Origin of the sequence: Halomonas sp. NPDC076908 (genome assembly GCF_050269715.1) — a bacterium.
Classification (GTDB): domain Bacteria; phylum Pseudomonadota; class Gammaproteobacteria; order Pseudomonadales; family Halomonadaceae; genus Vreelandella.
In genome coordinates this window covers 1-25221 of the sequence record NZ_JBNNIW010000012.1, presented here as the reverse complement: position 1 = coordinate 25221, position 25221 = coordinate 1, and the positions used below count along the sequence as shown (strand labels likewise).

Below are 25221 nucleotides of genomic sequence, written 5' to 3'. Positions count from 1 at the left end.
CTTGCGCTCGCGAGGTGCCGTTTTCTAGTGCTGAGTTAAATATTAAGCGCGAGGTGGTTATTTCAGCCGTTCAAACACCGTCGCAACACCCTGCCCCATACCAATACACATCGTCGCTAAACCGAGGGTGGTATCGCGCTGCTGCATAACGTTTAGCAGCGTGGTGCAGATACGCGAGCCAGAACAGCCTAACGGATGCCCCAGCGCAATCGCGCCGCCGTTCAGGTTAACTTTGTCGTCCATTGCATCCAGAAAACCGAGATCTTTCAGTACCGGAATCCCCTGCGCAGCAAAGGCTTCGTTGAGCTCAACGGTTTGAATATCAGCAGCGGATAGGCCAGCGGCTTTAAGCGCTTTTTTAGACGCAGGCACTGGGCCATAGCCCATGATGGAAGCGTCACAGCCTGCCACACCGGTTGATAGCACTCTTGCGATTGGCGCTAAGCCCAACGCTTGAGCACGCTCATAGCTCATCACAGCCATGGCTGAAGCGCCCACAGAAAGCGCTGAGGACGTTCCCGCCGTCACGGTGCCGTTGCGAGGATCAAATACAGGTTTGAGGCTCGCCATGGACTCTAAGGTAGAGTCTGGGCGAATAACTTCATCGCGCTTCACCATAACCCTGAAGCCGCGCTGATCGTGACCTTCAACACCGATAATTTCGTTATCGAAGTAGCCCTTCTCCATTGCTGCCTGGGCGCGCTGATGGGATCGCACGCCAAACTTGTCCTGCTCTTCCCGGGAAACGCCGTGCATCTTGCCCAACAGCTCGGCAGTCAGGCCCATCATCATGGCTGCTTTAGCCGCATACTTACTGGCCGCCGGGTTAACATCAACGCCATGAGCCATGGGCACGTGTTCCATGTGCTCAACGCCGCCGATGATATAGAAATCGCCCATACCCGCCTTAATATTGGCGGCGGCAATGTGCAGTGCCGTCATTGAAGAGCCACACAAACGGTTAACGGTTTGTGCAGGCACCGAGCGGGGGATACCGGTCATAATCGCCGCGTTGCGAGCAATGTTCATCGACTGCTCTAACGTCTGGTTCACACAGCCCCAGATGATATCGTCTACTTCTGAAGGGTCTAAATTGGGATTACGGGCAAATAGCGCCTGCATCGCCGCCGCAGAGAGATTCTCTGCGCGAACATTGCGGAAAGCACCATTTTTAGCTTTCGCCATGGCGGTACGGACACCGTCAACCACCACAATATCTCTCGGATTCAAACTCATCTTTTATCTCCTATGGGTGGTGGTTAAGCTTGGTTGGCTGGCTTATCGCTGGAATAGAATTGCTCATTGTTTTGAGCCATCTGACGCAGCTTATCGGTAGGTGCGTAAAGCGGCCCCAGCTCTTCAGCCAAGCCTTCCGCCAGCTTAACGAACTCCGCCACGCCCATGGCATCAATATAACGCAGCGCACCACCACGGAACGGCGGGAAGCCGATGCCGTAAATTAGCGCCATGTCGGCTTCCGCCGGGGTTGCGACAATGCCATCTTCCAAGCAACGCACGGTTTCCAAGCAGAGCGGTACCATCATGCGAGCGATGATGTCGTCGTCAGAAAATTCTTTGTGCTCTTTAACAACTTCTTTGACCAGCGCGTAAGCGGCCTCATCGGTGACTTTCTTCGGCTTACCCTTTTTATCTTCTTCATAAGCGTAGAAGCCCTTGTCGTTCTTCTGGCCTAAACGCTCATTGTCGTACATGACTTGAATGGCGGTTTTACCGTCACGGGCCATACGATCTGGGAAGCCTTCCGCCATCACATCGTTGGCATGAACAGCAGTATCCAGACCCACCACGTCTAGCAAGTAGGCGGGGCCCATAGGCCAACCGAACTTCTCCATCACTTTATCAACGTGCTGGAAGTCAGCGCCCTGCTCGACCAGAAAACTAAAGCCACCGAAATAGGGGAACAGTACGCGGTTGACCAGGAAGCCTGGGCAGTCATTCACCACAATCGGTGTTTTACCCATTGCCCGCGCGTAGGCCACGGTGGCGGCAACGGCAGCATCGGAGGTTTTTTCACCGCGAATAACTTCCACCAGCGGCATACGGTGCACCGGGTTAAAGAAGTGCATGCCACAGAAGTTTTCAGGCCGCTTTAAATTTTGCGCCAAGCGGTTAATGGAAATCGTCGAGGTGTTAGAGGTCAGAATGGTGTTTTCGCTCACCCTCTCTTCCACTTCCGCTAACACTGCACCTTTAACCTTGGGGTTTTCAACCACCGCTTCGACGACGAGGTCGACATTGCCAAAATCGCCATAGGAGAGCGTCGGGCGAATATTGCTAAGCTTCTCAGCCATTTGTTCGGTGGTCAGCTTCTTACGCTCCACCTGCTTGGCGAATAGCTTGCGGGCTTCTTTCAGGCCCAGCTCAATGGCATCGTCCTTGATATCTTTCATCAGAATCGGCGTGCCTTTCGAGGCGCTCTGATAAGCGATACCACCGCCCATAATACCGGCACCCAGCACAGCCGTTTGCTTCACCGACTGGGCCTGCTTTTCATACTTGCTGGCTTTTTTCTTGACTACTTGGTCGTTGAGGAACAGGCCGACCAAGTTAAATGCGACGCTGCTTAGCGCCAGCTTGGCGAAGGCTTTGGCTTCAATCGCCTGGGCACGGCCACGGGACTCACCAGCCCCTTTCTGAATTACTTTGATCGATTCAACCGGCGCAGGGTAATGGGGGCCTGCTTTACCGGCAACAAACCCTTTGGCGGTTTCAAATGCCATCATCTGTTCAATGGGGTTGAGCTTCAGCGGGCTGGTCTTTTCAGCACGGCGCGCTTGGTAATCAAGCTCACCAGCGTTGGCACGGTCAAGAATATCCAGCGCGGCTGCTTCTAACTGTTCAGCGCTAACCACGGCATCGACGGCGCCCACTTTTAACGCTGCATCGGCACGGTTTTCGGTACCACCGGCAATCCACTCAATGGCATTATCAGCGCCAATAAGGCGCGGCAAACGCACGCAACCACCCCAGCCAGGCAAAATACCCAGTTTGGTTTCTGGCAGGCCGATCTTGGCTTTTTCACCCATCACACGAAAATCAGTGGTCAGCAATACTTCACAGCCGCCCCCCAACGCCAAACCATTGATCGCCGTTACCGTAGGGAACGGCAGGTCTTCAATGGCGTTAAAAATATCGTGTACCTTGAGATTCATCTCAACCAGGTACTCTTCGCCTTTATCGAACAACGTGTGAAATTCGGTGATATCGGCGCCCACGATAAACACGTCTTTACCGCTAGCAATTAACAAGCCTTTTAAGCTGCCTTCGGCTTGGATAGCTTTCACAGCTTCGCCGAGCTCTGCCACTACGGCACTTGAAAGCTTATTGACGGACTCATCTTTCAAATCGAAAGTGAGCATTGCGATGTCATTGCCATTCGGGGTGTCACGACGTGTCACCGTGATGGCGTTGCCTTGATAGATCATCCGCGCTCTCTCCACATTTCGGGCTGGCTCTAACCTGAGAACTAGCCACACTTATATTCATTCAATTCAGGTATTCATTCAAAACAGGGTGTACGATTTCATACGGTCGTTTGATCGTCTTAGCTTGGTTGAGTTGCTTGATAACGTCAAGCCCTGACTTTTGGCTAATCCGCTAATCCAATCTGACCAGCACGGAGGTGTATCCGTTCATATTGCATAACCGGTTGGATTTGGCTGGTCGTTATGGGAAACGCGTGATTTGTAGTAGATCAGCGGTCAGCTCAGCAGCCTGTTAGAATCACGCTTTCTATAATTTTGCAGGTTACTTTGCATGGGCGCACTGCTCACTCCAACGCGTATCGCTTCAGCTCAACAACGTATTGAGCGTATCGTAGAACGATTGAAGCCTTGGAGCTGGCTGTGGCCGCCTATGGCGTTCGCGGCTGGCCTGGGCAGCTTCTTCCTGGTGGATCGTCAGCAGTGGTTAGGTGCGGCGCTGGCCTTAGGATTAGTATTTGCGTGGACACTACTGCTTTCGGAAGGCTTGATCAGCCGCTGGCTGTCACGGCGCGGGCACCCCACCCTGCCTCGCGGTGTCGCGACCTTTGTTGCGCAGATGATTCACCAGGAAACACTTTTCTTCACGCTGCCGTTTATTTTGGTGACAACGGTTTGGAATAGCGGGCAAACGCTGTTTGCGCTGCTAGTGGGTGGGATGGCCCTGCTATCAATTATTGATCCACTGTACTTTAAAGTCGCTGAGCGCTGGCGCAGTGTTTACTTTATGTTTCATGCCCAGTGCGTCTTCCTGGTACTGCTGGTCACCTTGCCTATCATGGTGCACCTCACAACCGGGCAGAGTTTGCTGCTGGCCTTGGGCATCACCATCCTGGTTGCGCTGCCCAGTTTCTGGCACCTGCTGAAACAAGGGTCTTTAAAACGCTGGTGTATTTTCTTTGGTATTACACTAGTCCTCGCCTATACCGCTTGGCTGGGACGTATTTGGGTACCGCCCGCCAGCCTGTGGATGACCAGCAGCGCTATTTCTCCTGCGTTTGATACCACTCAGCGAGTACCACAGGGTTCAATGGCGCTAACGCCCCAGGCCATTAGTGAAAATGGACTTTATGTCTATACCGCTATTCGAGCGCCAAGGGGATTAAGTGAAATCATTACTCATGCTTGGCATCATAATGGACAGGCAATGGATGTTGTGGAACTGAATATTAACGGTGGGCGCGAGCAGGGTTATCGAGCGTGGAGCCACAAACAAAACTTTCCCGCAGATCCTTCTGGAGAGTGGCGAGTAGATATTATGACCAGCAGCGGACAACGTTTAGGATTAATTCGTTTTAAGGTGTCTGAAGATGACGAATTAGCGTCTCGAGCAGACGGAGTAATACGCGCCAGCGGCCTAAGCGGATTAAACTTAAGGCGCTTTGTACCCGGGCGCTCTAATGATGATGAGGCTCAAGCATCTGAATGAATTGTTGAACTCCTTGCATTCAGCGGCGCAGCTAATGACAATTCGCGTACTCACACTTATTGGTAGCTAATTGCTTATGGCTTCTACGATCGGTTTTCGCATCGCACGTTTACCGCATTTATGGCGCTCCATTTTGGATCGCCGTCTTGCGCCCCTAGGCTTAACACAAACGCGCTGGGTCACACTTTATCACCTGTGGAGGTTGGGTGAAGGGCACCCCCAGTGCGACCTCGCCCGTGCTATTGGCGTCGAGGCTCCTTCGTTAGTTCGCACGCTTGGTCAGCTTGAAGAGCAAGGCTTAATTGAACGTCGCGCCTGCGACAATGATCGTCGCAGCAAGCGAATTTATCTGACTCCCGCCGCTATGCCGCTGCTGGAGAAAATCGACAGCGTTGCTCAGCTGGCACGCAAAGAGATGTTCGCTGGCTTAACAGAAGAAAATCTTGAGCAGTTAAATGAATGGCTGGCGCTCATAGAGTCGAATGGTTTAGCGATACAGGCTCGCGATCAAGAAGGCCCTGCCTCCTGAAGATTTAGTAACGGCGCTGAGGCCGCTCATTGACAACGAGCGGCTTTTTAGTGGGTAGGTCGGCGCAGCCCTGGAGCGCATCACGTAATTGCTGAAACTCTGGAAGATAGGTGGTGAAACGCTCTGCAGTTTGTGATTCCCACCACCATAGTGTCAGCGTGTGGGAAGTGGATTGAACCACCAATGCGTCTTGGGGCAAACGCTCCAGCAACGATTTTAATGGCTTTATTGCAGCTTCTGGCAACGGGCGCAGTGGCGCAATCCGCCATCGCCAGCCTGCGTAATACGGCTCCAATGCTTCACTAGCATGGCTATCTCTTACTAGCAAAAAATCCGGACCCTGCTGATCATGAGGGTAGCGCCAGCGATAAGCGGGCATCAAGCCTTTAAAATGGTGCAGCGGCGGCTTTTCCATTTTTATCGCCACTCCTTGCTTAGCGATATGAGAACGTAGTGTCTGCTGGCGCTTCTGGCGCGGGTTCGGCTTAAGCCACATCACCGGGGTAATAACGAACATCAAAATAAAGACAATAATCAACCAATCCATCGCTACATTTCCTTCAACATAAACCACTCTGAATGAGCTATTCTAATAACAGTGACTCACGTCATTGTTAAGGCTTAACCCGCTGTTAAAATAAAGCATTGTTAAAACACGGCATTGTTAAAACACGGCTCTCAATCTAAAGTAAAGGTCATCCTACAAAGCTACCCTTTGTACCCACCGCTAAGGAGATACGCCATGAGCTATCACCACATTTTAGTAGCCGTTGACTTAACCAAAGACTCTCACAAAATTCTTGAGCGTGCCGTTGTCATCGCTGAGCGTAATAACGGAGCTAAAATTTCCATCATGCACACCCTAGAGCCTTTGGGGTTTGCCTATGGCGGCGATATACCGATGGACTTGACCAGTATTCAAGACCAGTTGGATGAACACGCTAAAAAGCGTCTCGCCGAAATTGCCGCCCCGCATATTCCCGAAGCCGATCAATACGTTGTCGTGGGAATGCCCGATACTGAAATCCATCGTTTTGCCGACGAACATGACGTGGATTTAATTGTCGTGGGTTCTCACGGTCGTCACGGCTTTGCTTTGCTGCTGGGTTCAACGTCCACCGGTGTACTGCATGGCGCACAGTGCGATGTACTGGCCGTTCGCGTGGGCAAGAAGGGTGAAAAAAGCGACGAGTAACACCTGTATTGCGAGTAACCCTGGTATTGATAGCGTTAACCATAAAGGCGCCAACGCGGCGCCTTTTTTTTGTTGGTGATACTATTCGCCAGCAGCCATGGCTTCCAGCTCCATCCAGCGCTCCATCGCGACTTCCAGCGCTTTCTGTACTTTTTCAAGCGCTTGAAGCTTAGTAGAGATGACATCTGCCTCCTGCTGATAAAATGCAGGATCGCCCATCTCATTCTCTAGCGCCTCTACTTCACTCTCAAGGCGTTCGATCTCGGCGGGCAACGCGTCTAACTCGCGCTGCACATTGTAAGACAGCTTGATGCTTTTCTTGGCTGGCACGGCCAGTGTTTCAGCTACCTTTTTAGGCGCTTCAGAGGTGGGCTCGGTGCGTTGACGAGCAGCCCCCTCCCAAGGCGCTGGCGGTAGTTTGCCACCTTGACGAATCCAGTCGGTATAGCCGCCCACGTACTCGCGCACAACGCCCTCTCCTTCGAAGGCCAGCATGCTAGTGACGACGTTATCCATAAAGGTCCGGTCGTGAGAAACCAGCAGCAATGTGCCATCGAAATCAAGCAGCAGCTCTTCAAGCAGCTCCAAGGTTTCCATGTCTAGGTCATTGGTCGGCTCATCGAGAACCAGTACGTTAGCAGGCTGAGTAAAGAGCTTGGCTAACAACAGACGGTTGGATTCACCACCAGAGAGCGCTTTCACCGGCTGCCGTACACGCTCAGGCGTGAACAGGAAGTCCTGCAGATAGCTCATCACATGACGATCTTTACCGCCGACACTTACCCGATCACTACCTTGGGCGACGTTGTCGTAGACGGTTTTATCCAGCTCTAAACCGGCACGCAATTGATCGAAGTAAGCCACTTTCAGGTTGGTGCCCATCTGGACCTTGCCTTCGCTTGGCTCCAACTCACCCAGCAATATTTTAAGCAGGGTCGTTTTACCGGCACCGTTGCGGCCAAGGAAGCCAATACGGTCGCCGCGAAGTACTTCAAGGTTAATATTCTGCAGGATGATGTCATCGCCAAACCGCTGAGTAACGCCTTGAAGCTCTACAACGCGCTTGCCGGTGCGCTCCCCGCGATCTACCGTCAAATTGGCATTGCCTTGACGCTCACGGCGCTGGCTACGCTCGTTACGCATGGCCTCAAGCGCCCTTACTCGGCCTTCGTTACGGGTACGCCGTGCCTTAACGCCCTGACGAATCCAGGCCTCCTCTTGGGCAAGCTTTTTATCAAACTCGGCGTTTTCGCGGGCTTCCACTTCAAGCTCATGCTGCTTGCGGGCCTGATACTCTTCGTACTTGCCGGGGTAGCGACCTAACTGACCACGATCCAGCTCTAAAATATTGGTCGCTAGCTTGGATAGAAACGCCCGGTCGTGAGTAATCAGCAGTACCGCGCCGTTAAACGCTAGTAGTTGCTCTTCCAGCCAGGCGATGGTGTCTAGGTCCAAATGGTTGGTCGGCTCATCCAGCAGCAGCAGATCCGGTTCGGCGACCAAGGCACGCGCCAGCGCCACACGGCGGCGCCAGCCACCGGATAGCGAGTTCATTTCAGCCGCGGGAGGTAAGCCTAAACGGGTTAATACCGTGTCGATACGCTGGTGGTAAGACCAGCCATCGATAGCTTCCAAGCGGGTTTGCAGGGTTGCCATGCGATCCATATCGGGCTCAGGATCATTGATAAGATGGTCGTACTCGGAAAGCAGTTCTCCTGCTTCCGGTAAACCCTGCGCCACCATATCAAAAATGGTCAGGCCTGATGCCTCAGGTAATTCCTGGGCCAGCACGCCAATTTTGAGACCTGGCGCGCGCCAGATGGTGCCATCATCGGGCAGGATATCCCCTGCTACTAGTTTCAGCAGAGTAGACTTACCGGTGCCGTTGCGCCCGACCAGCGCCAGCCGCTCGCCTTTTTCAACCGTTAGGTCGGCGCGGTTGAGTAGTACATGGGTGCCGTAGGCGAGTTGCAGCTGTTCGAGTCGTAGCAGGGTCACGCGGTGTCCTCCTAAATCGTGAGGCGCACAGTGTAACGCATGCGCGGCCTGTGCGGGGGAACGTTATGGATAGGGATCTTTATAGAGCGTTCACCTTCAGCGTGGTAACGTTTTACCCACAGAGTCATTAATATTTTATCTAGAATACTTTCTCTAAAAATACTTTATCTAAAGGCGGGCAGACAGTGACGGTGACCGTCTCGATGCATTTTGTAAATGAGCTATTTAAAGGCTTATCAAATACCACCACGTCACCCAGCCGCTACCTGGAAAGGGCCGGCATTTCGCCGTTTTTGTTAACTGCACCTAATGGCCGAGTCACCGTTGAGCAGTTTGCCGAGCTTTACCGCGGGTTAGTCAACGAGCTCGACGATGAAACCCCCGGCTTCTTCTCCCGGCCGCTGCGGGGTGGCACCTTGAAGCTACTCTGCCTAAGCATGCTAGATGCGCCTAATTTGCAGGTAGCGTTACATCGCTACACCCAGTTCTTTCGCATTCTGCTCGATGACTTCGGCTATGCATTCACTGTTGAGGAAAACTTGGCGCGAATGGCGCTGGTGGAGCATGCGCCATTAATGGGAAGCCGTATTTTAATTCATGAACTGATGCTCAAGCTGTTTCATGGCATCGCTTCGTGGATGATTGCGCGCAAAATTCCGCCCATTTTGATGGAGTGCGCCTATTCACAGCCGCTGCATAGCGCCGATTATCTCTACTTCTACCCCGGCACGGTACGCTTTGATCAACCCCAAACCGCGATTTATATCGACCGGGGATTACTTGATCACCCTATTCGGCAGACAAAAAAGCATCTTGGCGCTTTTTTAAAGCGCGCGCCCGCAGACTGGTTCTATGTCTCTTTTGAGGATCGCCTGCTCTCTCACCGAGTGCGGGAGCACCTTTCACGCCATCTGACGACCTCAGGCACGGTTCACAGTGTAGCCGATGCCCTACATATGTCAGCACGCACTCTGGCACGGCATTTAAAGCAGGAAGGCACACATTTTCAAGCGGTTAAAGATGAGTATCGTCGTGATGTCGCCATTCAGGCGCTTACCTGTAGCGAAAAGCCGCTTGTCAGTATCGCGGAAGCCTTGAGCTTTGAGGATTTAGCCTGTTTTAGCCGGGCTTTCAAAACATGGACGGGCAACTCGCCCGCCGCGTACCGTAAAGCGCGCACGGCGGGCAGCATTCGCTAGCTAGCCCAATCGCCTAAATTTCGCTACGAATACGTTTTTTATCCAGCTTGCCCACGCTGGTTTTAGGGATAACGTCCACAAAGCGAATCATACTGGGAATCGCCCAGCGGTTGAGTTTGCCCTCGGTGATAAACTGCTCTAAAAACGCCTGAACAGATTCCGTGGTAGGTGGGTTGTTTAGATCCACAGGGACAGCTAATGCTGCGGGGCGCTCTCCCCACTGTTCGTCTGCCACCCCAATCACCGCTACTTCAGCAATGCCTGGGCACTGGCTGATATAGCTCTCCAACTCTAGTGACGAGAGCCACTCACCGCCGGTTTTGATCACATCTTTAATGCGGTCGCTAATCGTCAGGAAACCCCGCTCATCAAGAAAGCCCACATCACCCGTATGTAGCCAGCCATCCCGCCATAGCTCAGCACTGCGTGCTTCTTCTTTATAGTAGGCTTGGGTTAGCCAGGGGGCTTGAGCGCGCACTTCGCCAATACTTTTACCATCGCTCGGCAGCGGCCTGCCCTCCATGTCCACCACTTGCAGCTTCACCAACGGAATCGGCAGGCCAGCTTTGCAGCGCCAGGGTAGCTGCACCGCAAAATCGGCCTCGGCGATATCACGCGGCAGAATATCTGCGGTGAGTATCGGACACGTTTCCGACATACCATAAGCGCTGCGAGTATCAATGCCCAACGCCCAAGCTTTGGTTGCCAGCGATTGAGTTAATGCGCTGCCGCCCACCAACACTTTCCAACCGGAGAGATCGACTTGTTTGGAAGCAATCGCCTCCGCGCTAACCACCATATTCAGCAGAGTCGGCACACAGTGGGAGAAATCAACCTTCTCGCTCACCAATAGCTTAACTAGCATTTCTGGCTCGTAACGGCCGGGATAAACCTGGGTGGCCCCCATTAATGTGGCGGTATAGGGAACCCCCCAAGCATGAACGTGAAACATGGGGGTAATCGGCATATAGACTTTATCGCGGTTAAGCAGCTCAAAGCCTGGTGCCTGGAAAGCACCGGCCTCACCCAAGGTGTGCAGCACCAATTGGCGGTGGGTGAAGAAGACCCCTTTGGGGTTTCCAGTAGTGCCCGTGGTGTAAAACAGCGTAGCCACGGCGTTTTCATCAAAGGTAGGGAAGTCGTAATGTATAGGCTGCTGGCTTAATAGTGCTTCAAATTCGCCTACCAGCGCCAATGATGTATCGATTTTTTGTGGGGCCTCCTGACAGAGTAAATAGCCGCGCACTTGGGGCAGCTTGTCGGCCAGCGGCTCAAGCAACGGCACAAACTCTTCATGCACAATTACGAAAACGTCTTCGGCATGCTCCATGGTGTAGAGAATTTGCTCCGGGGCTAAACGCACGTTCACCGTGTGGAGCACCGCTCCGATCATTGGGATGGCAAAAAAACATTCCAGGTAGCGATGGCTGTCCCAATCTAATACCGCTACCACATCGCCAGCCTGAACTCCCCGGGAGGTAAGCGTGTGTGCCAATTGATGCACCCGCTCGCGAAAGCGTTCATAGCTATGGCGGCTTTGGTCTCGGTAGACAATCTGGTTATCCCCCGCCATGCGCACGCCCGACTCCAACAAATCTCCAATCATCAGGGCGGGATTTGTTGCAGAAGGAGCTGCAGGCAAAATTTTTGGCGTGACTGAAGGCATAAGTGCTCCTGTAAACTTTTTATTGTTACGGTCAGATTGTGCTAGCTACGCTCAATAAGCAGGGCGATACCTTGCCCCCCACCAATGCACAGGGTGATTAATCCGTAGCGCCCTTGATTACGCTCCAGCTCGTGCATGGCTTTCAGAATTAAAATCGCGCCAGTGGCACCTACAGGATGACCTAATGCCACCGCTCCGCCGTTGGGGTTTAGCTTGTCTAGCGGAAAACCGAGCGTTTCGGCCACTGCCATCGCTTGGGCAGCAAAAGCTTCATTGGACTCAATCACATCAATATCGTTGATGCTTAGCCCCGCCTGCTGCAAGCAGCGTTTCACCGCTGGAATTGGTCCAAGGCCCATAAGCGTTGGATCGACCCCAGCGGTGGTGGCGACACGCAGATGCGCTCTGGGTGTTAGTCCGCGCTGTTTGGCTTCATTGCTATGGGCAAGCACTAAGGTGGCCGCGCCGTCGTTAATTCCCGAGGCATTACCTGCGGTAACTACACCGTCTTTTTGGAAGGCGGGTTTAAGCCGCGCTAAATCGCTAAGCTGGACGCCGTCGCGTACGTGCTCATCTCGGGAAAATTGGCTGGTTTGCTTACCACGACTGACATCCACCGCAACGATTTGCTCATCAAAGCGGCCTTCAGCAATCGCCCGTGCCGCTTTTTGATGGCTCTCAAGGGCAAATTGATCCAACTGCTCGCGGCTTAAGCCATACTGCTTCGCAATGTTCTCGGCAGTGCAGCCCATATGGCCGCTGCCGAAGGGGTCGCTAAGCACACCCAAGGTTAGGTCCTGGATATTCACATCACCCATGCGCACTCCATTGCGCGCCTGTGGAGGCAGCAGATAAGCCCCGCGGGACATCGATTCAGCGCCCCCCGCCAGCGCTAGGCGGCTATCACCCATGGCAATTTGTTGGGCGGCAGATACCACCGCCTGAACGCCGGAGCCACACAGCCGATTGACGTTGAAGGCGCCAGCCTCTTTGGGCACGCCCGCTTCTAGCGCAATATGCCGCGCCAGGTAGGCATCCTGAGGGCCGGTGGTAATAATGTGACCGTATACCGAATGGTCGATATCACCACCCTCAACGCCTGCCCGCCTGAGTGCTTCTTTGGCGGTTATTGCCCCCAGCTCAAACGGTGCCATTGCTGAGAGCGAACCGCCAAAACCACCAATCGCGGTACGTGCGCCGCCTAAAATCACTACATCATCCAACCGCATGGCTCTCTCCTGTCTTCAATCTGTGCGTAAACACCTGGCTAAGCCACTTTGCCCAGCAGCGAGCGGGCCACTACTTCTTTCATAATTTCCGAGCTACCGGCATAAATCGTTTGCACTCGGGCATCCAGATAGAAGCGTGAAATGGGGTATTCGTGGGTGTAGCCGTAACCGCCGAAAAGCTGCAGGCAACGATCTACCGCTTGGCACTGCAGCTCACTTAGCTGAAGTTTTAGAATCGCGGCGTCAGTGCTGCTCATGGTGCCCCGGCGATACTTTTCAAGGCAGTGCTCGAAGTAGGCGCGCGCCACATCCAACTGGGCTTTGATCTCGGCTAACGTAAAGCGGGTATTTTGAAAGTCCGCTACCCGCTGACCAAACGCACGACGCTCTCGCACATACGCTAAGGTAAGTGCTAAAGCGCCCTCCACGGCTCCAAGGGCTTGTGCCCCTACGCCTAAACGCTCTCGGGGTAGCTCCTGCATTAAATAGCGAAACCCAGCGCCCTCTTCACCCAAAAGCGCATCATTGGGTAGCTGCATTTGCTCAAAAGCGAGCTCGGCGGTGTCACTGGCGTGTTGACCGATTTTTTTAATCGGTTTACCTCGTGAAAAACCGGGCAAATGGGTATCGACCAAAAATAGCGAAACCCCTTTAGCACCAGCGGAAGGGTCGGTTTTAGCACACACAATCACGAGGTCAGCAAACTGGCCATTGGTGATAAAGATTTTGCTGCCGGTTAACTCCCAGCCGTCATTAGTGCGCGTAGCCCGGGTTCTCATGGCGGCAAGATCACTACCGGCGTTGGGCTCGGTCATTGCAATAGCACCAAGACACTCGCCACGAGCCATCCCAGGCAGCCAGCGCTCATGCTGGGCGGTGGATCCCAGGTTTTGCAGGTATGGCATAACAATATTGGCGTGGATATTATAAGCGCTGGCTAAACCACCAAAGCCTTGGCGAGATATCTCCTCCAGCGCCAGTTGCGTGATGGCGATATCAGCCCCCGATCCGCCATGCTGTTCGTTAAGGTCGATACCGAGCAGACCTGCCGCACCCAGCGCATGCCAAAGCGAGCGTGGCATTTCGCCTGCCGCCTCCCAATCGTTGTAGTAAGGCGCGACTTCCTGACTTAGGCAGCGCTTGATCATGGTGTAAAACAGCGCGTTAGTTTCCTCGTCCATACTCACTCCTTGAGATCTTGGCGTAGATGGCGTTTGAGGATTTTGCCTGCGGTGCTCTTGGGTAAAGCGTCGGTAAAGATAATGTGCTTAGGTACTTTATATGGGGCCATTAACGTTTTAGCATGATGAATCAGCTCCTCTTCACTAACCTGGTACCCATCTTTCACAACAACCACGGCGGTAATGGCTTCGATCCACTTCTCATCAGGCTGGCCGATCACCGCCACTTCCGACACGGCTGGATGCTTAAATAACCCCTCTTCAACTTCGCGGCTTGCCACCAAGATGCCCCCGGTATTAATTACGTCTTTAATGCGATCAACGACATACAAATAGCCTGCTTCATCGAAATAACCTACGTCCCCCGAGTGGAACCAGCCACCTTGAAACGCCTCTTCGGTCATCGCCGCCTTATCCCAGTAGCCCTGCATAAGCTGCGGTGAGCGGTGAACGATTTCTCCATGTTCGCCGGGCGGAACATCGCTCATATCAAGGTCAACGATGCGAGTTTCCACCGTCAGTATGGGCCGGCCGGCGGAAGCGGGACGCTCGGCGTGCTCTTCAGGTCGCAGCACGGTCGCCAAGGGGGCAATTTCGCTCTGCCCATAACAGTTATAGAGCCCTACGCCTGGTATCCGCTGCTGCAACTCTTCAAGTACCGGCACCGGCATAATAGAGGCGCCGTAGTAGGCTTTTTTCAGGGCGCTTACATCAAAACGCTCAAATTCAGCGTGACGCAGCAGGCTGATCCAAACGGTGGGTGGGGCAAAAAAAGACGCAATCTGGTGCTCAGCTATCGCGCTTAAGCACAACTCGGGAAGCGGTGCCTCTAGCAAATAGACGGACGCCCCTAACAACAGCGCAGGCATTAGAAACACATGCATTTGCGCGGAGTGGTAAAGCGGCAGCGCAGCGAGCATGGCCTCGTTGCCTTTGATATCCAGTTCGACCATGCAGGCCATATACTCCGCCATCAGCGCCTGATGGGGCATCATGGCGGCTTTGGGTGCGGCGGTGGTGCCTGAGGTATAAAGCAACTGAGCTAAATGGGTGCCATCGATATCTATTTCAGGCTCTTCGCTATCTTGCTCTGATGTTGCATACGCTAATACATCAAAACAGTTAGCATCTTGCGCCTGCCCGGCATGTAGGGTTCCCATTAGCGCTAACCCTAAGCCTTCGGTCGCCGGGCTTACTTTTTCGGCAAGACTCACATCGCTGAGCAAACCTGCGGCTCCCGACTGCTCAAGAATGTAGCGCAGCTCATCGCTACTTAGCGCAAAGTTGATCGGTACATGTACTAACCCAGCCTTAGTAGCCGCTAGCCAAGCAATTACATAAGCATCGGAATTTTTGCCATACACCGCTAACCGGTCACCCGGTGTCAGCCCGGCGGCCAATAAGCCCTTGGCAACTCGATTAGCAGCCTGGTTGAGCGCTTGATAGCACCACTGGCGTTGATCAAACACTAGTGCCAACTGCTGTGAATATTTTCGTGCACTGCGGTTTAAAGCAGCCCCTATAGTGTTTCGCTGAATAAGTGATGGTGTCGTCATGCCCACTCCTATAGCTTGTTATTGTGAATTGATACCCCTTTAACTGTTAACAAGCGGGCAAACACTTTCTGAAAGCGGGCGGAACGCCTCTTCCGCAGGAATCGTGCGGATGATATGGAACAGATCATCCTCATCTTGTGACTCTTCAGGTGTTTTCACTTCTACTAAATACATATCGTGAACCATGCGGCCATCTTCTCGGATATAGCCATTAGTGGCGAAGATATCGTTAATGGGCGTATCGGCCATTTGTTGGCGAACGGTTTGCGTATCATCCGTGCCGGTAGCTTCAATAGCTTCAAGATAGTGACGTGTACTTGAGTAAAGGCCCGCGTGCACCATGGTCGGCATGCTGCCGGTGCGCTGATGGAAACGCTCCGCCCATGCGCGGGTCTCGTCGTTTAAATCGTAGTACCACGCTTTAGTAAACTGCAGCCCTTGGGCGTTTTCCAGCCCGATACTGCGAACATCAGTACTAAACAGCACCATGCCCGCTAAAATCTGCCCAGCTTGGGTAATGCCAAACTCGCCCGCCGTTTGCACGGCATTAATGGTGTCGCCACCGGCGTTATTTAACGCAATGACATCGGCACCCGAGGCTTGCGCCTGGAGCATGAACGAGGAGAAGTCACTGCTGGGGAAAGGGTGACGGGCACTGCCCACAATGGTGCCGCCATTTTCAGTAACGACCCGTGTAACGTCGGCTTCCAAGGCGTGGCCAAAGGAGTAATCGGCGCTCAGCAAGTACCAGTTTTTATGCCCCTCATCGGTAATCGCCTTTGCCGTGCCATTGGACATCGCCCAGGTGTCATACACCCAGTGGATATGGTTGGGTGAGCAGTGTTCATTTGTAATGCCCGATGAAACCGCACCATTGACCAGGCCGAGTTTATCCGCCTCTTCTAACAGGCCCACCGCGGCCAGAGTGACAGAAGATGCCACCAGCCCAGTGACCATATCGACGTTGCGTTCATCTATCCATTCGCGTACCACGCTTGAACCGACATCAGGGCTATTGCGGTCATCTGCGCTAAATACCACGATATTGGCTCCGTTTACGCTACCGCCAATATCTTCAATCGCCATCTTGATGGCATCTTCTCCCAGCGGGCCAATGGGGTCGCGGTAAACACCAGACATATCTGCTAAGTAGCCGATGCGTATTTCATTATCGGAAATACCTTCAGCGGCGACGGCAGCAGGTGCGTAGCTGGCCAATAGCACAGCAGCGGCAAGGGTTGAGGTAACGAAACGGTGAGATAAACGATCAGATGGTTGCATTGTAATGCGGCTCTCTTTTGTTGTTATTAAAGGGCGTTCTTGAATTAGTCTCAGTCATCCAGTGCGCATAGCGTGATTTTATCTTAGGCGGTAATGCGCCTTGCCTGTTTACCTATCAAGCCAGATTTTTTGCAATTCGTGCCAATCGCTTTGGCTTGCCGCTGTTAATACATCATTAGTCGATGAAGGCGCATGCCGTTACAATGATGCTTTTACATCTTGATAGGGAGTCACGTTTGGCTACTGCTTACGTGGATGATTTTTTACCCGAAGCGCTACAGTTTCGTCCTGACACACCGTTGGTGGATATTGGTGCAAACCTGACCCACGAAAGCTTCGGGCGTGATATTGAGGCGGTTATTCAGCGAGCGCAGGCGGCGCAGGTATCCACCATGATCGTCACCGGTACCGACTTGGCCCACGCTAAGCAAGCGGTAGCGTTAGCCAAACAGTATTCTGGCCTCTACGCTACTGCCGGGGTGCACCCCCATGACGCTAGCCATTGGGATACTCACCTTGAGCGCGCCATGGCGGCGTTGCATGCCATGCCAGAAGTGGTCGCGGTGGGTGAATGCGGTCTTGATTTCAATCGTAATTTCTCGACGCCGCAAGAGCAGGAGCGTGCCTTTGAAGCGCAGTTGGCCTCAGCGGTTGAAAGTGGCTTGCCGCTTTTTTTGCATGAACGTGATGCAGGCCAGCGGATGCGTGAAATATTGCATGCTTGGCGAAACGATATCAGCCAAGCGGTCGTGCACTGTTTTACTGCTGACCGCGATACCCTGTTTGGTTATCTCGACCTAGACTTACATATAGGGTTAACCGGGTGGATTTGTGATGAACGGCGGGGCCATCATCTACGCCCTTTGGTAAGTGAAATACCCCTTGAGCGTTTGATGGTAGAAACCGACTGCCCTTATCTACTACCGCGGAATCTGCCAACGAAACTAAAGGGCCGCCGACATGAACCGGCATTGCTGCCGTGGATAGTGCGTGAAATAGCCCAGTGGCAAGGCATTAGCGAAGCTGAGCTAGGAGCGGCAACAACACAAACCGCCAAGCGTTTTTTCCGTCTTCCTACGGAATCTTAACAGGAGTACGAGTGTGGCTGACTACCCAGGATTTATCGCCATCGAAACGGGCGAAGATGATGGCCTACCGATCACTATTGCTTGGTCACTGCCGGATGGCCGTGTTAAGCAAACATTGATTCAGCCGGACGACAGCTGGATTAAAGAAGATACCAATGCACTAGGCGCTTACACTATTGAGGAACTGGAAAGCCTTGGTGTGAGTCCGCTGGAAGTGATCCGAGAGCTTGAGAACGATCACTTCTCTGCAACCCTTTACACCAGCGATAACGGTGACGACGAGGCGGCCCTGGCGCGGCTGTTTGATACCTATGGGCTAGACCCCTTCGTTGAGCTTGCCCCAGCATCAGTACTCTACCCCTCGATCACCCCAAGCGAGTGGCATCGCCAACGCCGCGAAACGTTCAGTGAGTTAGGGCTAGAACCCATGCGCCCTGAGCATGAGCTTGAGGTAATGCTGTCGATGCATCAGCGCCTTATGGAAGAAGATTAGGAGGAAGCCGACTCCTCCATTTGATCTAAGCACGCGCCTCCCCCGGCCACGGCCACGGCCACGGCTAACGACTTCTGCTGGTGATAAAAGCTTATAAGGGCTATACGGAAGGCGTTAGCACGCGCAGGTAACCCCTCTTCTAGATAGCGTTGCGCACGGGCTTCAACCTGCGCAGCGAAAGCACTAAAATCCGCCTCTACTTCCCCGCCTAAATTGTCCACGCTGACGTGAAACTCGCGCCCGCAGGCATGGGTTAAAATTGACTCTAACGCTTGAGGAGCAATTTCAGCCTGCTCAAATGCTTTCTGCTGCTCAGCATTACGACCATCGGGACAGTACCAGTAGCCGTAATCTTCTAGTTGGCGACGCTGCTCCCCTGCAATACACCAATGGCTGATTTCATGTAGCGCGCTGGCATAGTAACCACGCGCAAATATTACCTGATGATAAGGCGTTTCAGCATTCGCTGGGCGATAGAGTGGTTCATCACCGCCACGGATCAAGCGGGTTTGATAACGCTCAGCAAAAACGCCGTCAAACAGCGCGGTAATATCCTCAAGCGTCCAGCGATCCTGCGTGTCACTCACATTGACCTCATTTGTCATCAATTTTGGTGCATTATACCCGCCCTGTTACTGCAAGCTAACGTCTAGCCTCCAGAAGGGAGTCGAGCCTGCTAATATAACGATCTTTCGTAAATAACCTTACCCATTAGGAGCCATCAATTGGGCGGCTTTACTCAACAAGTTAAATCGGTGTACTGGCCAGAAACGCGTATGCTGGTCCATTTAGCACTGCCTATTTGCGGAGCTCAGTTAGCTCAAGCGGGCATGGGCGTTGTCGATGTAATGATGACGGGGCGACACAATGCAACGTCTCTTGCGGCGGTTTCTGTAGGTTCAAGCCTGTGGATGCCGCTAATGCTGTTTATGACGGGCACCTTGATGGGGCTTACTCCCATCGTTGCTCACTTGCTTGGCGGCCAGCGCCATACGGCTATTCGTCCTGCCGTCCATCAGGCGCTATGGGTCGCGCTACTCTTAGGCATCGTTGCGGCCATATTGCTCCGGACAGCAATAATGCCAATATTTGAATTAATGAACGTACCCCAAGCGGTGTCCCGTGAGTCTGCTGCCTACCTTTCTGCCGTTGCATTTGGTATGCCAGGGATTGCTCTTTTCCAGGCACTACGCGCCTTCTCTGATGGCATGAATCATACCCGCCCAGCACTCTGGATTAGCTTGGTAGGCTTAGCGGTCAATATCCCTGCCAACTACGTATTGATCTATGGCGGCGATGGGTTAGTGGACCTACTGGGCACCTGGATCCCGGAAAGTGTGCAGCAACTACCCGCCTTAGGGGCGTTTGGCTGCGGGGTAGCGACTGCGCTATCCATGTGGACGATGGCACTAGCCATGGCTTATTACACGCGCAAGGGAAGCACGTATAAAAGTGTGGCTATCTGGCAACGCCTTACCCTCCCGCAATGGAAAGGCATTCAAGAGTTAGTCGTGGTAGGTGTTCCTATTGGCGTCGCCATTTTTGTTGAAGTGACACTGTTTACTTTTATTGCGCTGTTTATTGCAAGCTTCGGGGAAATCACCGTCGGCGCCCATCAGATAGCACTCAGTTTCACGACCATACTGTTTATGTTACCGCTGTCACTCAGCATGGCACTCACCGTCCGCGTGGGTAATACACTGGGGCAACAGAATTTTGCTTTAGCCCGTACAGTAGCTTGGAACGGCATTGTGGTTAGTGTCATTCTGGCAGCGGTAAACAGCCTTCTGCTGTGGATAACGGCCGAAACGGTCATTGCACTCTATACCTCTAATAGTGAAATACAGGCGTTAGCGCTCTCGATCATTGCTTTAGCGGTCATTTTTCAGCTGTCTGACTCGCTACAGGTTAATTTAGCGGGTGCTTTACGAGGATATAAAGACACCCGTATCGTAATGATTATCACGGTACTCTCTTACTGGATTGTTGGTTTAGGCGGTGGGCATTGGCTAGGCTCCAAGGGGGTTGGTGACATGGTGGCGCCATTGGGGGTTCACGGCTATTGGATTGGCTTAATTATCGGATTAAGTGTCGCGGCACTACTACTGGCTTGGCGCTTACAGCGCATTAGTCGCTGGAGGTAATGATGGCCCAACGGGGATGGCTCGCGAGTTTACTCATCGTAAGTGTCACCTTGCTCGTAGGCTGCGGTAGCGACGACCCCGCTGATGTATCATGGGAGACATATCATCAACAGTTGGCTGATGAGCTAACTGCAAGCGATATAGAGCGCACGGCCCCTGACAATATCGACGCTTTTCCTGAGCGACAGATTAGGCTTATCGATATCCCGGAAACCCGCGATAGCATGCTCAATGTTTACGCGCTGCGCGAGTGTCAAATCACGTCGTTGGTGGCTGCACGTAATAACCAGCTTGGTCGTGTCGCCCCGCCCAGCCAACAGTGGCTCTATGAGCGCACCCTGTGGCAGCGCTTGAGCGCCTGCTGGCATAGCGATGCCCCTAACCAGCTGAGTGACGAAAACAGAGCACGCTTACATTATCTAACGCAGACTAAAACGGCACAGCTCCCCCTGGTTAGCTGGAACGCTATTTTCGACTCTAGTGAGTGGGTTAAAAGCTTTTCTCGCGCCAGTCAGCCTTTAACTGAAATTGAAGAAAGTACCTTTTTGCGCCACCTAGCGGCGATTGATTACCTCATAGAGATGACGAATCACCAATTTGATCTTAATTGGCAGCAAGACTCCTCAACTCTTGAAAACCATTTAAAAACGCTTCAAGAGCGGCCATTAACCGCAGAAGTGTTGCGGGCGCTATTGCTGGCTAATCAACGCTTAACCGAAGCAAATGCCTTACTCGCCCAGCAAAGCGAAGAGACTGACGCCTGCTTAAGCCCTGGGCAAGACCTTCCAACTGAGCACTTAACGAGCACAGCACAACGTTGGTTAGCGGCGATCAATCAACTCATTGATATTCAGCCAGTGGTCAAGCCTACCGCTATTCAGGAATATCAAGCACGCTGGCTATCTCTGCAAAATGCTCAGGCCCCATGGGCACAATTTCAGCAGGCAAAGCGTGAGCATACAGCGCTTAGGCACCGCTTCGCTTCTTGTGAGCGCAATTAAAAACAGCAGAACCCTTAACCTTATGAGCAACTTGTGCTATTGGTGGATATAGAGAGATAAGCAAGCAACGATAATAAAGAGGCAAGCTAGAACCTGCTTCGCCACTGTCATGACCACGCAGCACAAGGAGGGACATAATGGGCGCATCCCTGTCACCCCGCTCTGCCCAGGTCATCGACCTGGAAACTGTGCGCCAACGTCAACAGGCGCAAAAGTGTTTAGTCCGACTAGCACCAGAGCTAGACGGCCTAGAGATGGTTTACCAGCTCGCTGCGAGTCCTGACACCTACTATGGCATGCCTATTTTAGCCTGGGGGTTAAGAGAGGACGGGAGTGTTATTGGCTTAGTGCCGTGGATGGAAACATTGGCTGCCTGCCACGATGTGAACAGCCAGGAAAATGGCTACTTCGTGGGTTATCGTGACCCTGAAACTGAAGAAATCTTCGATACACCACCTGACCATAAATACCATGAGCTCGTTGCGGCTGCTGATTATTTTGATTATGAAGCCTCTGGCGAAGTTACTCTGATTCAGCAAATACCTGACACGCTGGGCACTCATGCGCTGTGCATGAACCACCCCAACTCACCCTGGCATATGAAACCCGTTTACGGATGGCGTCTCTACAGTGACGGTAGCCTTGACGCGCTGCTTGCTGACGAACAGAAGGCAAAGATGACACCGATTTTATTAGGCGATAAATGCCTCTATAGCGCTCACTCTCGCCATAAAACGGTTTATTTTTTCCAACGTCACATTGCTAATCGAATATTGGAAGAGGACCCTGCAACACTAGATGCATTAGCCATGATGGTAGTCGCAAGCGATTAATTCAGCTTATTGGCAGCCACTGATAGCGAGGTCAGCTACTGACAAATGATGCCGGCCTCGCTTGCAGCCAAATGACTACCTTTTGTGGGCTAATCTTTTTATAGATTTGCCTAGAAGGGTTAAATCAAACAGTTAATCCCAATAGCTAAGCTAAACGAATAAAGTATAGGTAGCCATCCGCGGAGGACGTGTCCTGCTCTATCAGTTCATGGCCAAGAAACTGGCAAAATTTAGGCACGTCGCGCGTTGTGGCTGGGTCAGTAGCCACTACTTTAAGCACTTGACCAGTAGACATATCGCGTACCTTATTATGCATTAACATAATCGGCTCGGGACAATACAGCCCCGTGGTGTCTAATAGCACATCGTAAGTAGGTAATGTACCCGTATTATCAGCCATTAATATCCTCGACGTAGGAAACGAAGCGTATGATTAAAGTTATCATCGAACGGCGAATTATGCCCGGCCTTGAAGAAGAATTTGAGCAAGCAGCTCGGGAGGCAATGCGAGTCTCCTTAGGCGTAAGAGGCTTCATTGGTGGAGAAACCCTTGTTGAGCTTGGTCATACTGATCGCCGCCTGATGATTACCAAATGGCGCGACATCCGCGCATGGAAGGAGTGGCACTCAAGCGAGGCCCGCTCAACAGCGATGCAGCGCATTTTACCACTACTCACTGAAGACGAGACTATTCGTATTTACGAGCCTGGCTATTAAGCCTAATAATGTCACATGCGTTAATTTTTAAGCTTCACATGCACCGTTACTTCTTCTCGATCATGATAGAGGTGACGGCATGACACATCGGCATATACTCCCGCTTTCTCAAGTGATACGTCCAACGTATTTAAACAACGGGTTACTTCATCCCAACGTTTTTTCATGGGCAGCTTGAGGTTAAAGATCGCTTCTCTACACCATTTCCGAATTAACCAACGCTCCACCATGGCTAATACGCGCACGGGTTTATCAACAATATCGCAAACCAGCCAGTCCAAACGCTGCGGTGGCTCCCAGGTAAAACCATCCTCTTTCAGATGATCTATCTGCCCGGTCTTCATCAATTGGGTATCCATCGGGCCATTATCGATGGCGTACACATACATCCCTCGCTGAACTAACTGCCATGTCCAGCCACCCGGGGCCGCACCCAAATCAGCTGCCTGCATATGGGGCGCAAGCCGATCTTCCCACTCGTCCTTGGGGATAAACTCGTGCCATGCCTCTTCTAACTTCAAGGTTGAACGACTGGGTGCTCGGGACGGAAAACGCAAACGGCGTATACCATTAATCAAATCGCTACGATTGCCTGGAAAGCTCATCGCCAACTGCACTCGATCTCCGTCGGTCCAGAAAATATGCAGACGCCTAGCGCCTGCGCTGCGCCTTAACGCCCCACGCTTTTTAAGTATGCTTTCCAGCGGCTTGGTCAGTGCTTTAATAAGACCCGCCAGGGCTTTGCCATCATTGGTATCCGGCGTTTCATGCCAAATCTCTTCGAAGCTCCAGCGGCTGGCTTTTACCTGCTCTAAAATAGCCGTTAGACGGTCATCACGTGATAGGGTGAGCGCTGGAAGCGCCGCTAAGCTTTGACGTGCAAAAATCAGCTTTTTAAACGCCGCTTGACGGTGTAAATCGTTCACCGGCTCGCCATCAATACGCGTTAAGCTTACCCACCCCTCGCCATAAGAGGACTCACAGGCCACGTCGTTTAATGCTGCGTGATGCTGCAGTTCAGCTAATGCATCATTTTCAAAACCGGGACGGCAGTAAACGAGCCACGAAGTGGGTACTATTTCACTCACCCTTTCACCTCAAACTTTGAATATCAATATGATGGGGAACGTTGCATCGCATAAATAATGGATGAATAACCCTCAACGGCTAACCGCGACCCGCATCATAGCATTTTATCTTGCTGTTACGGTCAGTTATGCACCCTCTATAGTCATTGAAGCGAGCATCGTCTTTTGTCGTAAAGTGGCGTAGAATCTTTATAACAGCTCTTCCTTATTTTATGGAAAGAGCTGTTTTTATTACCTATTAAAAAACTAACTAGATAACGTTTTATGCGGCTGATTAATAGCGCGCACTTTTGCCAAGGAGAGCAAAATGGGGCAGCGTCCACCCCTTTTAATTAACCGGCTTGATGCCGAACGCTTACAGCGCTTGATTAATGATGCTTCAGAAAAGGATCAAGCCGTGGCGGACATGCTTGAAAACGAGCTGAGTCGCGGAGTGGTCGTTGACCCTCAAGAGATCCCTGAGAATGTGGTCAGCATGAACAGCCAGATTCAGTTCACCGACCTTACCCGCGATAAGCAGATGATTCGGACGCTGGTTTATCCGCATGCATTAAGTAGCACCGAAGATGGCCTGTCTGTGATGGCCCCGATTGGAGCAAGCCTTATCGGTCTCAAGGTGGGTGATATTATTGACTGGCCGCTGCCTAATAACAGCCAAACGCTGTTACGAATTGATGCGGTACTTTGGCAACCGGAACGCGAAGGGCAATTTCATCGATAGTAGCTGATATATAACTCCCAGCGATGAATGTCTGGGAGTTTTATGCAGGTAAGAGTCAATAGTGAGGTGTGAGGATTACGTTGGCAGTTCACTCCTCACGCAAAAAAGACCCCTCAGAGCGCAAGCCCTGGGGGATTTTTGGTATCAGTGCCTGACGATGGCTGCCGATACTTTACTCGTCTCGTCCTGAGACTCGCCTTCGGGCCCGCTAAAGCGGTTCCCGTTTGTTCCCGACAAACGGGCCAATGGGGAGACCGCTTGTTTTTTTCCGCACAAACAAAAAACCCAGCCGGGTGGCTGGGTTCTTCGTTGAATAGGTGCCTGACGATGACCTACTCTCGCATGGGGAGACCCCACACTACCATCGGCG

General features: G+C 52.4%; 23 protein-coding genes. 11 read left to right on the top strand and 12 right to left on the bottom strand.

All coding sequences use genetic code 11. The annotated features are described in order from the left end of the window. Positions 1-57: 57 nt before the first annotated feature. Complete coding sequence (gene fadA / locus ACQKE4_RS09035; protein WP_427387948.1) at positions 58-1236, bottom strand: acetyl-CoA C-acyltransferase FadA; 1179 nt, start codon at positions 1234-1236, stop codon at positions 58-60. Positions 1237-1259: 23 nt separating this feature from the next. Next, entirely contained in the window at positions 1260-3446 is a 2187-nt protein-coding gene (fadB, locus tag ACQKE4_RS09030; protein WP_427387946.1) for a fatty acid oxidation complex subunit alpha FadB, read from the bottom strand. A 331-nt stretch (positions 3447-3777) separates the two neighbouring features. Here fadB and ACQKE4_RS09025 point away from each other — a divergent pair, with 331 nt between their 5' ends. After that, a complete protein-coding gene (locus tag ACQKE4_RS09025) occupies positions 3778-4932 on the top strand; it encodes a DUF5924 family protein (RefSeq protein WP_427387945.1) in 1155 nt (384 codons plus the stop codon). Between the two features lie 76 nt (positions 4933-5008). Then, positions 5009-5461 carry a transcriptional regulator SlyA gene (slyA, locus tag ACQKE4_RS09020; protein WP_427387943.1) on the top strand — a complete coding sequence of 151 codons (453 nt, stop codon included), beginning with the start codon at positions 5009-5011 and terminating at the stop codon, positions 5459-5461. Positions 5462-5465: 4 nt separating this feature from the next. On the opposite strand, the gene ACQKE4_RS09015 is transcribed toward slyA, so the two are convergent. Next, entirely contained in the window at positions 5466-6008 is a 543-nt protein-coding gene (locus ACQKE4_RS09015; RefSeq protein WP_427387942.1) for a preprotein translocase subunit YajC, read from the bottom strand. A 195-nt stretch (positions 6009-6203) separates the two neighbouring features. Between ACQKE4_RS09015 and ACQKE4_RS09010 the strand changes: the two genes are divergently transcribed. After that, complete coding sequence (locus ACQKE4_RS09010; RefSeq protein ID WP_427387941.1) at positions 6204-6656, top strand: universal stress protein; 453 nt, start codon at positions 6204-6206, stop codon at positions 6654-6656. Positions 6657-6737: 81 nt separating this feature from the next. On the opposite strand, the gene ACQKE4_RS09005 is transcribed toward ACQKE4_RS09010, so the two are convergent. Further along, positions 6738-8654, bottom strand: a complete 1917-nt coding sequence (locus tag ACQKE4_RS09005) for an ATP-binding cassette domain-containing protein (RefSeq protein ID WP_427387940.1) — start codon at positions 8652-8654, stop codon at positions 6738-6740. A gap of 203 nt (positions 8655-8857) precedes the next feature. Here ACQKE4_RS09005 and ACQKE4_RS09000 point away from each other — a divergent pair, with 203 nt between their 5' ends. Continuing rightward, positions 8858-9853 (top strand): AraC family transcriptional regulator, encoded by a 996-nt coding sequence (locus ACQKE4_RS09000; protein ID WP_427387939.1) that lies wholly within the window; start codon positions 8858-8860, stop codon positions 9851-9853. A gap of 13 nt (positions 9854-9866) precedes the next feature. Here the strand turns inward: ACQKE4_RS09000 and ACQKE4_RS08995 are convergent, their stop codons facing one another. From ACQKE4_RS08995 to ACQKE4_RS08975, 5 genes are read right to left on the bottom strand one after another with little or no spacing between them, the layout of a single operon-like run. Beyond that, positions 9867-11519 (bottom strand): fatty acid--CoA ligase, encoded by a 1653-nt coding sequence (locus ACQKE4_RS08995; protein WP_427387938.1) that lies wholly within the window; start codon positions 11517-11519, stop codon positions 9867-9869. 41 nt (positions 11520-11560) lie between these two features. After that, entirely contained in the window at positions 11561-12748 is a 1188-nt protein-coding gene (gene bktB, locus ACQKE4_RS08990) for a beta-ketothiolase BktB (RefSeq protein WP_427387937.1), read from the bottom strand. A 38-nt stretch (positions 12749-12786) separates the two neighbouring features. Continuing rightward, on the bottom strand, positions 12787-13929 hold the full coding sequence (locus tag ACQKE4_RS08985; RefSeq protein ID WP_427387936.1) for an acyl-CoA dehydrogenase family protein: 1143 nt from the start codon (positions 13927-13929) through the stop codon (positions 12787-12789). A 2-nt stretch (positions 13930-13931) separates the two neighbouring features. Further along, entirely contained in the window at positions 13932-15485 is a 1554-nt protein-coding gene (locus ACQKE4_RS08980) for a fatty acyl-CoA synthetase (protein WP_427387935.1), read from the bottom strand. Positions 15486-15524: 39 nt separating this feature from the next. Further along, positions 15525-16766 (bottom strand): ABC transporter substrate-binding protein, encoded by a 1242-nt coding sequence (locus tag ACQKE4_RS08975; RefSeq protein WP_427387934.1) that lies wholly within the window; start codon positions 16764-16766, stop codon positions 15525-15527. Positions 16767-17002: 236 nt separating this feature from the next. Here ACQKE4_RS08975 and ACQKE4_RS08970 point away from each other — a divergent pair, with 236 nt between their 5' ends. Both ACQKE4_RS08970 and ACQKE4_RS08965 read left to right on the top strand, forming a co-directional pair. Further along, on the top strand, positions 17003-17854 hold the full coding sequence (locus ACQKE4_RS08970) for a TatD family hydrolase (RefSeq protein ID WP_427387933.1): 852 nt from the start codon (positions 17003-17005) through the stop codon (positions 17852-17854). Between the two features lie 13 nt (positions 17855-17867). Continuing rightward, positions 17868-18347 carry a hypothetical protein gene (locus ACQKE4_RS08965; protein ID WP_427387932.1) on the top strand — a complete coding sequence of 160 codons (480 nt, stop codon included), beginning with the start codon at positions 17868-17870 and terminating at the stop codon, positions 18345-18347. Here the strand turns inward: ACQKE4_RS08965 and ACQKE4_RS08960 are convergent. Then, positions 18344-18934 carry an elongation factor P hydroxylase gene (locus ACQKE4_RS08960; protein WP_427387931.1) on the bottom strand — a complete coding sequence of 197 codons (591 nt, stop codon included), beginning with the start codon at positions 18932-18934 and terminating at the stop codon, positions 18344-18346. The genes ACQKE4_RS08965 and ACQKE4_RS08960 overlap by 4 nt on opposite strands. A 138-nt stretch (positions 18935-19072) precedes the next feature. On the opposite strand from ACQKE4_RS08960, the gene ACQKE4_RS08955 reads away from it, so the two are divergent. The 3 genes from ACQKE4_RS08955 (at position 19073) to ACQKE4_RS08945 (ending at position 22325) form a co-directional block, all read left to right on the top strand. Next, complete coding sequence (locus tag ACQKE4_RS08955) at positions 19073-20491, top strand: MATE family efflux transporter (protein WP_427387930.1); 1419 nt, start codon at positions 19073-19075, stop codon at positions 20489-20491. Next, on the top strand, positions 20491-21492 hold the full coding sequence (locus ACQKE4_RS08950) for a DUF3080 family protein (RefSeq protein WP_427387929.1): 1002 nt from the start codon (positions 20491-20493) through the stop codon (positions 21490-21492). The genes ACQKE4_RS08955 and ACQKE4_RS08950 overlap by 1 nt, the downstream gene beginning before the upstream one ends. 137 nt (positions 21493-21629) lie before the next feature. After that, positions 21630-22325, top strand: a complete 696-nt coding sequence (locus ACQKE4_RS08945) for a hypothetical protein (RefSeq protein WP_427387927.1) — start codon at positions 21630-21632, stop codon at positions 22323-22325. Between the two features lie 145 nt (positions 22326-22470). On the opposite strand, the gene tusA is transcribed toward ACQKE4_RS08945, so the two are convergent. Continuing rightward, complete coding sequence (gene tusA / locus ACQKE4_RS08940; protein ID WP_427387925.1) at positions 22471-22725, bottom strand: sulfurtransferase TusA; 255 nt, start codon at positions 22723-22725, stop codon at positions 22471-22473. 29 nt (positions 22726-22754) lie between these two features. Here tusA and ACQKE4_RS08935 point away from each other — a divergent pair, with 29 nt between their 5' ends. After that, positions 22755-23042 (top strand): antibiotic biosynthesis monooxygenase family protein, encoded by a 288-nt coding sequence (locus ACQKE4_RS08935; protein ID WP_427387924.1) that lies wholly within the window; start codon positions 22755-22757, stop codon positions 23040-23042. A gap of 20 nt (positions 23043-23062) precedes the next feature. Here the strand turns inward: ACQKE4_RS08935 and rlmM are convergent, their stop codons facing one another. Further along, complete coding sequence (gene rlmM, locus ACQKE4_RS08930) at positions 23063-24130, bottom strand: 23S rRNA (cytidine(2498)-2'-O)-methyltransferase RlmM (protein ID WP_427387922.1); 1068 nt, start codon at positions 24128-24130, stop codon at positions 23063-23065. A 307-nt stretch (positions 24131-24437) separates the two neighbouring features. Here rlmM and rnk point away from each other — a divergent pair, with 307 nt between their 5' ends. Next, on the top strand, positions 24438-24851 hold the full coding sequence (gene rnk / locus ACQKE4_RS08925; RefSeq protein ID WP_427387921.1) for a nucleoside diphosphate kinase regulator: 414 nt from the start codon (positions 24438-24440) through the stop codon (positions 24849-24851). The last annotated feature ends 370 nt before the right edge of the window (positions 24852-25221 follow it).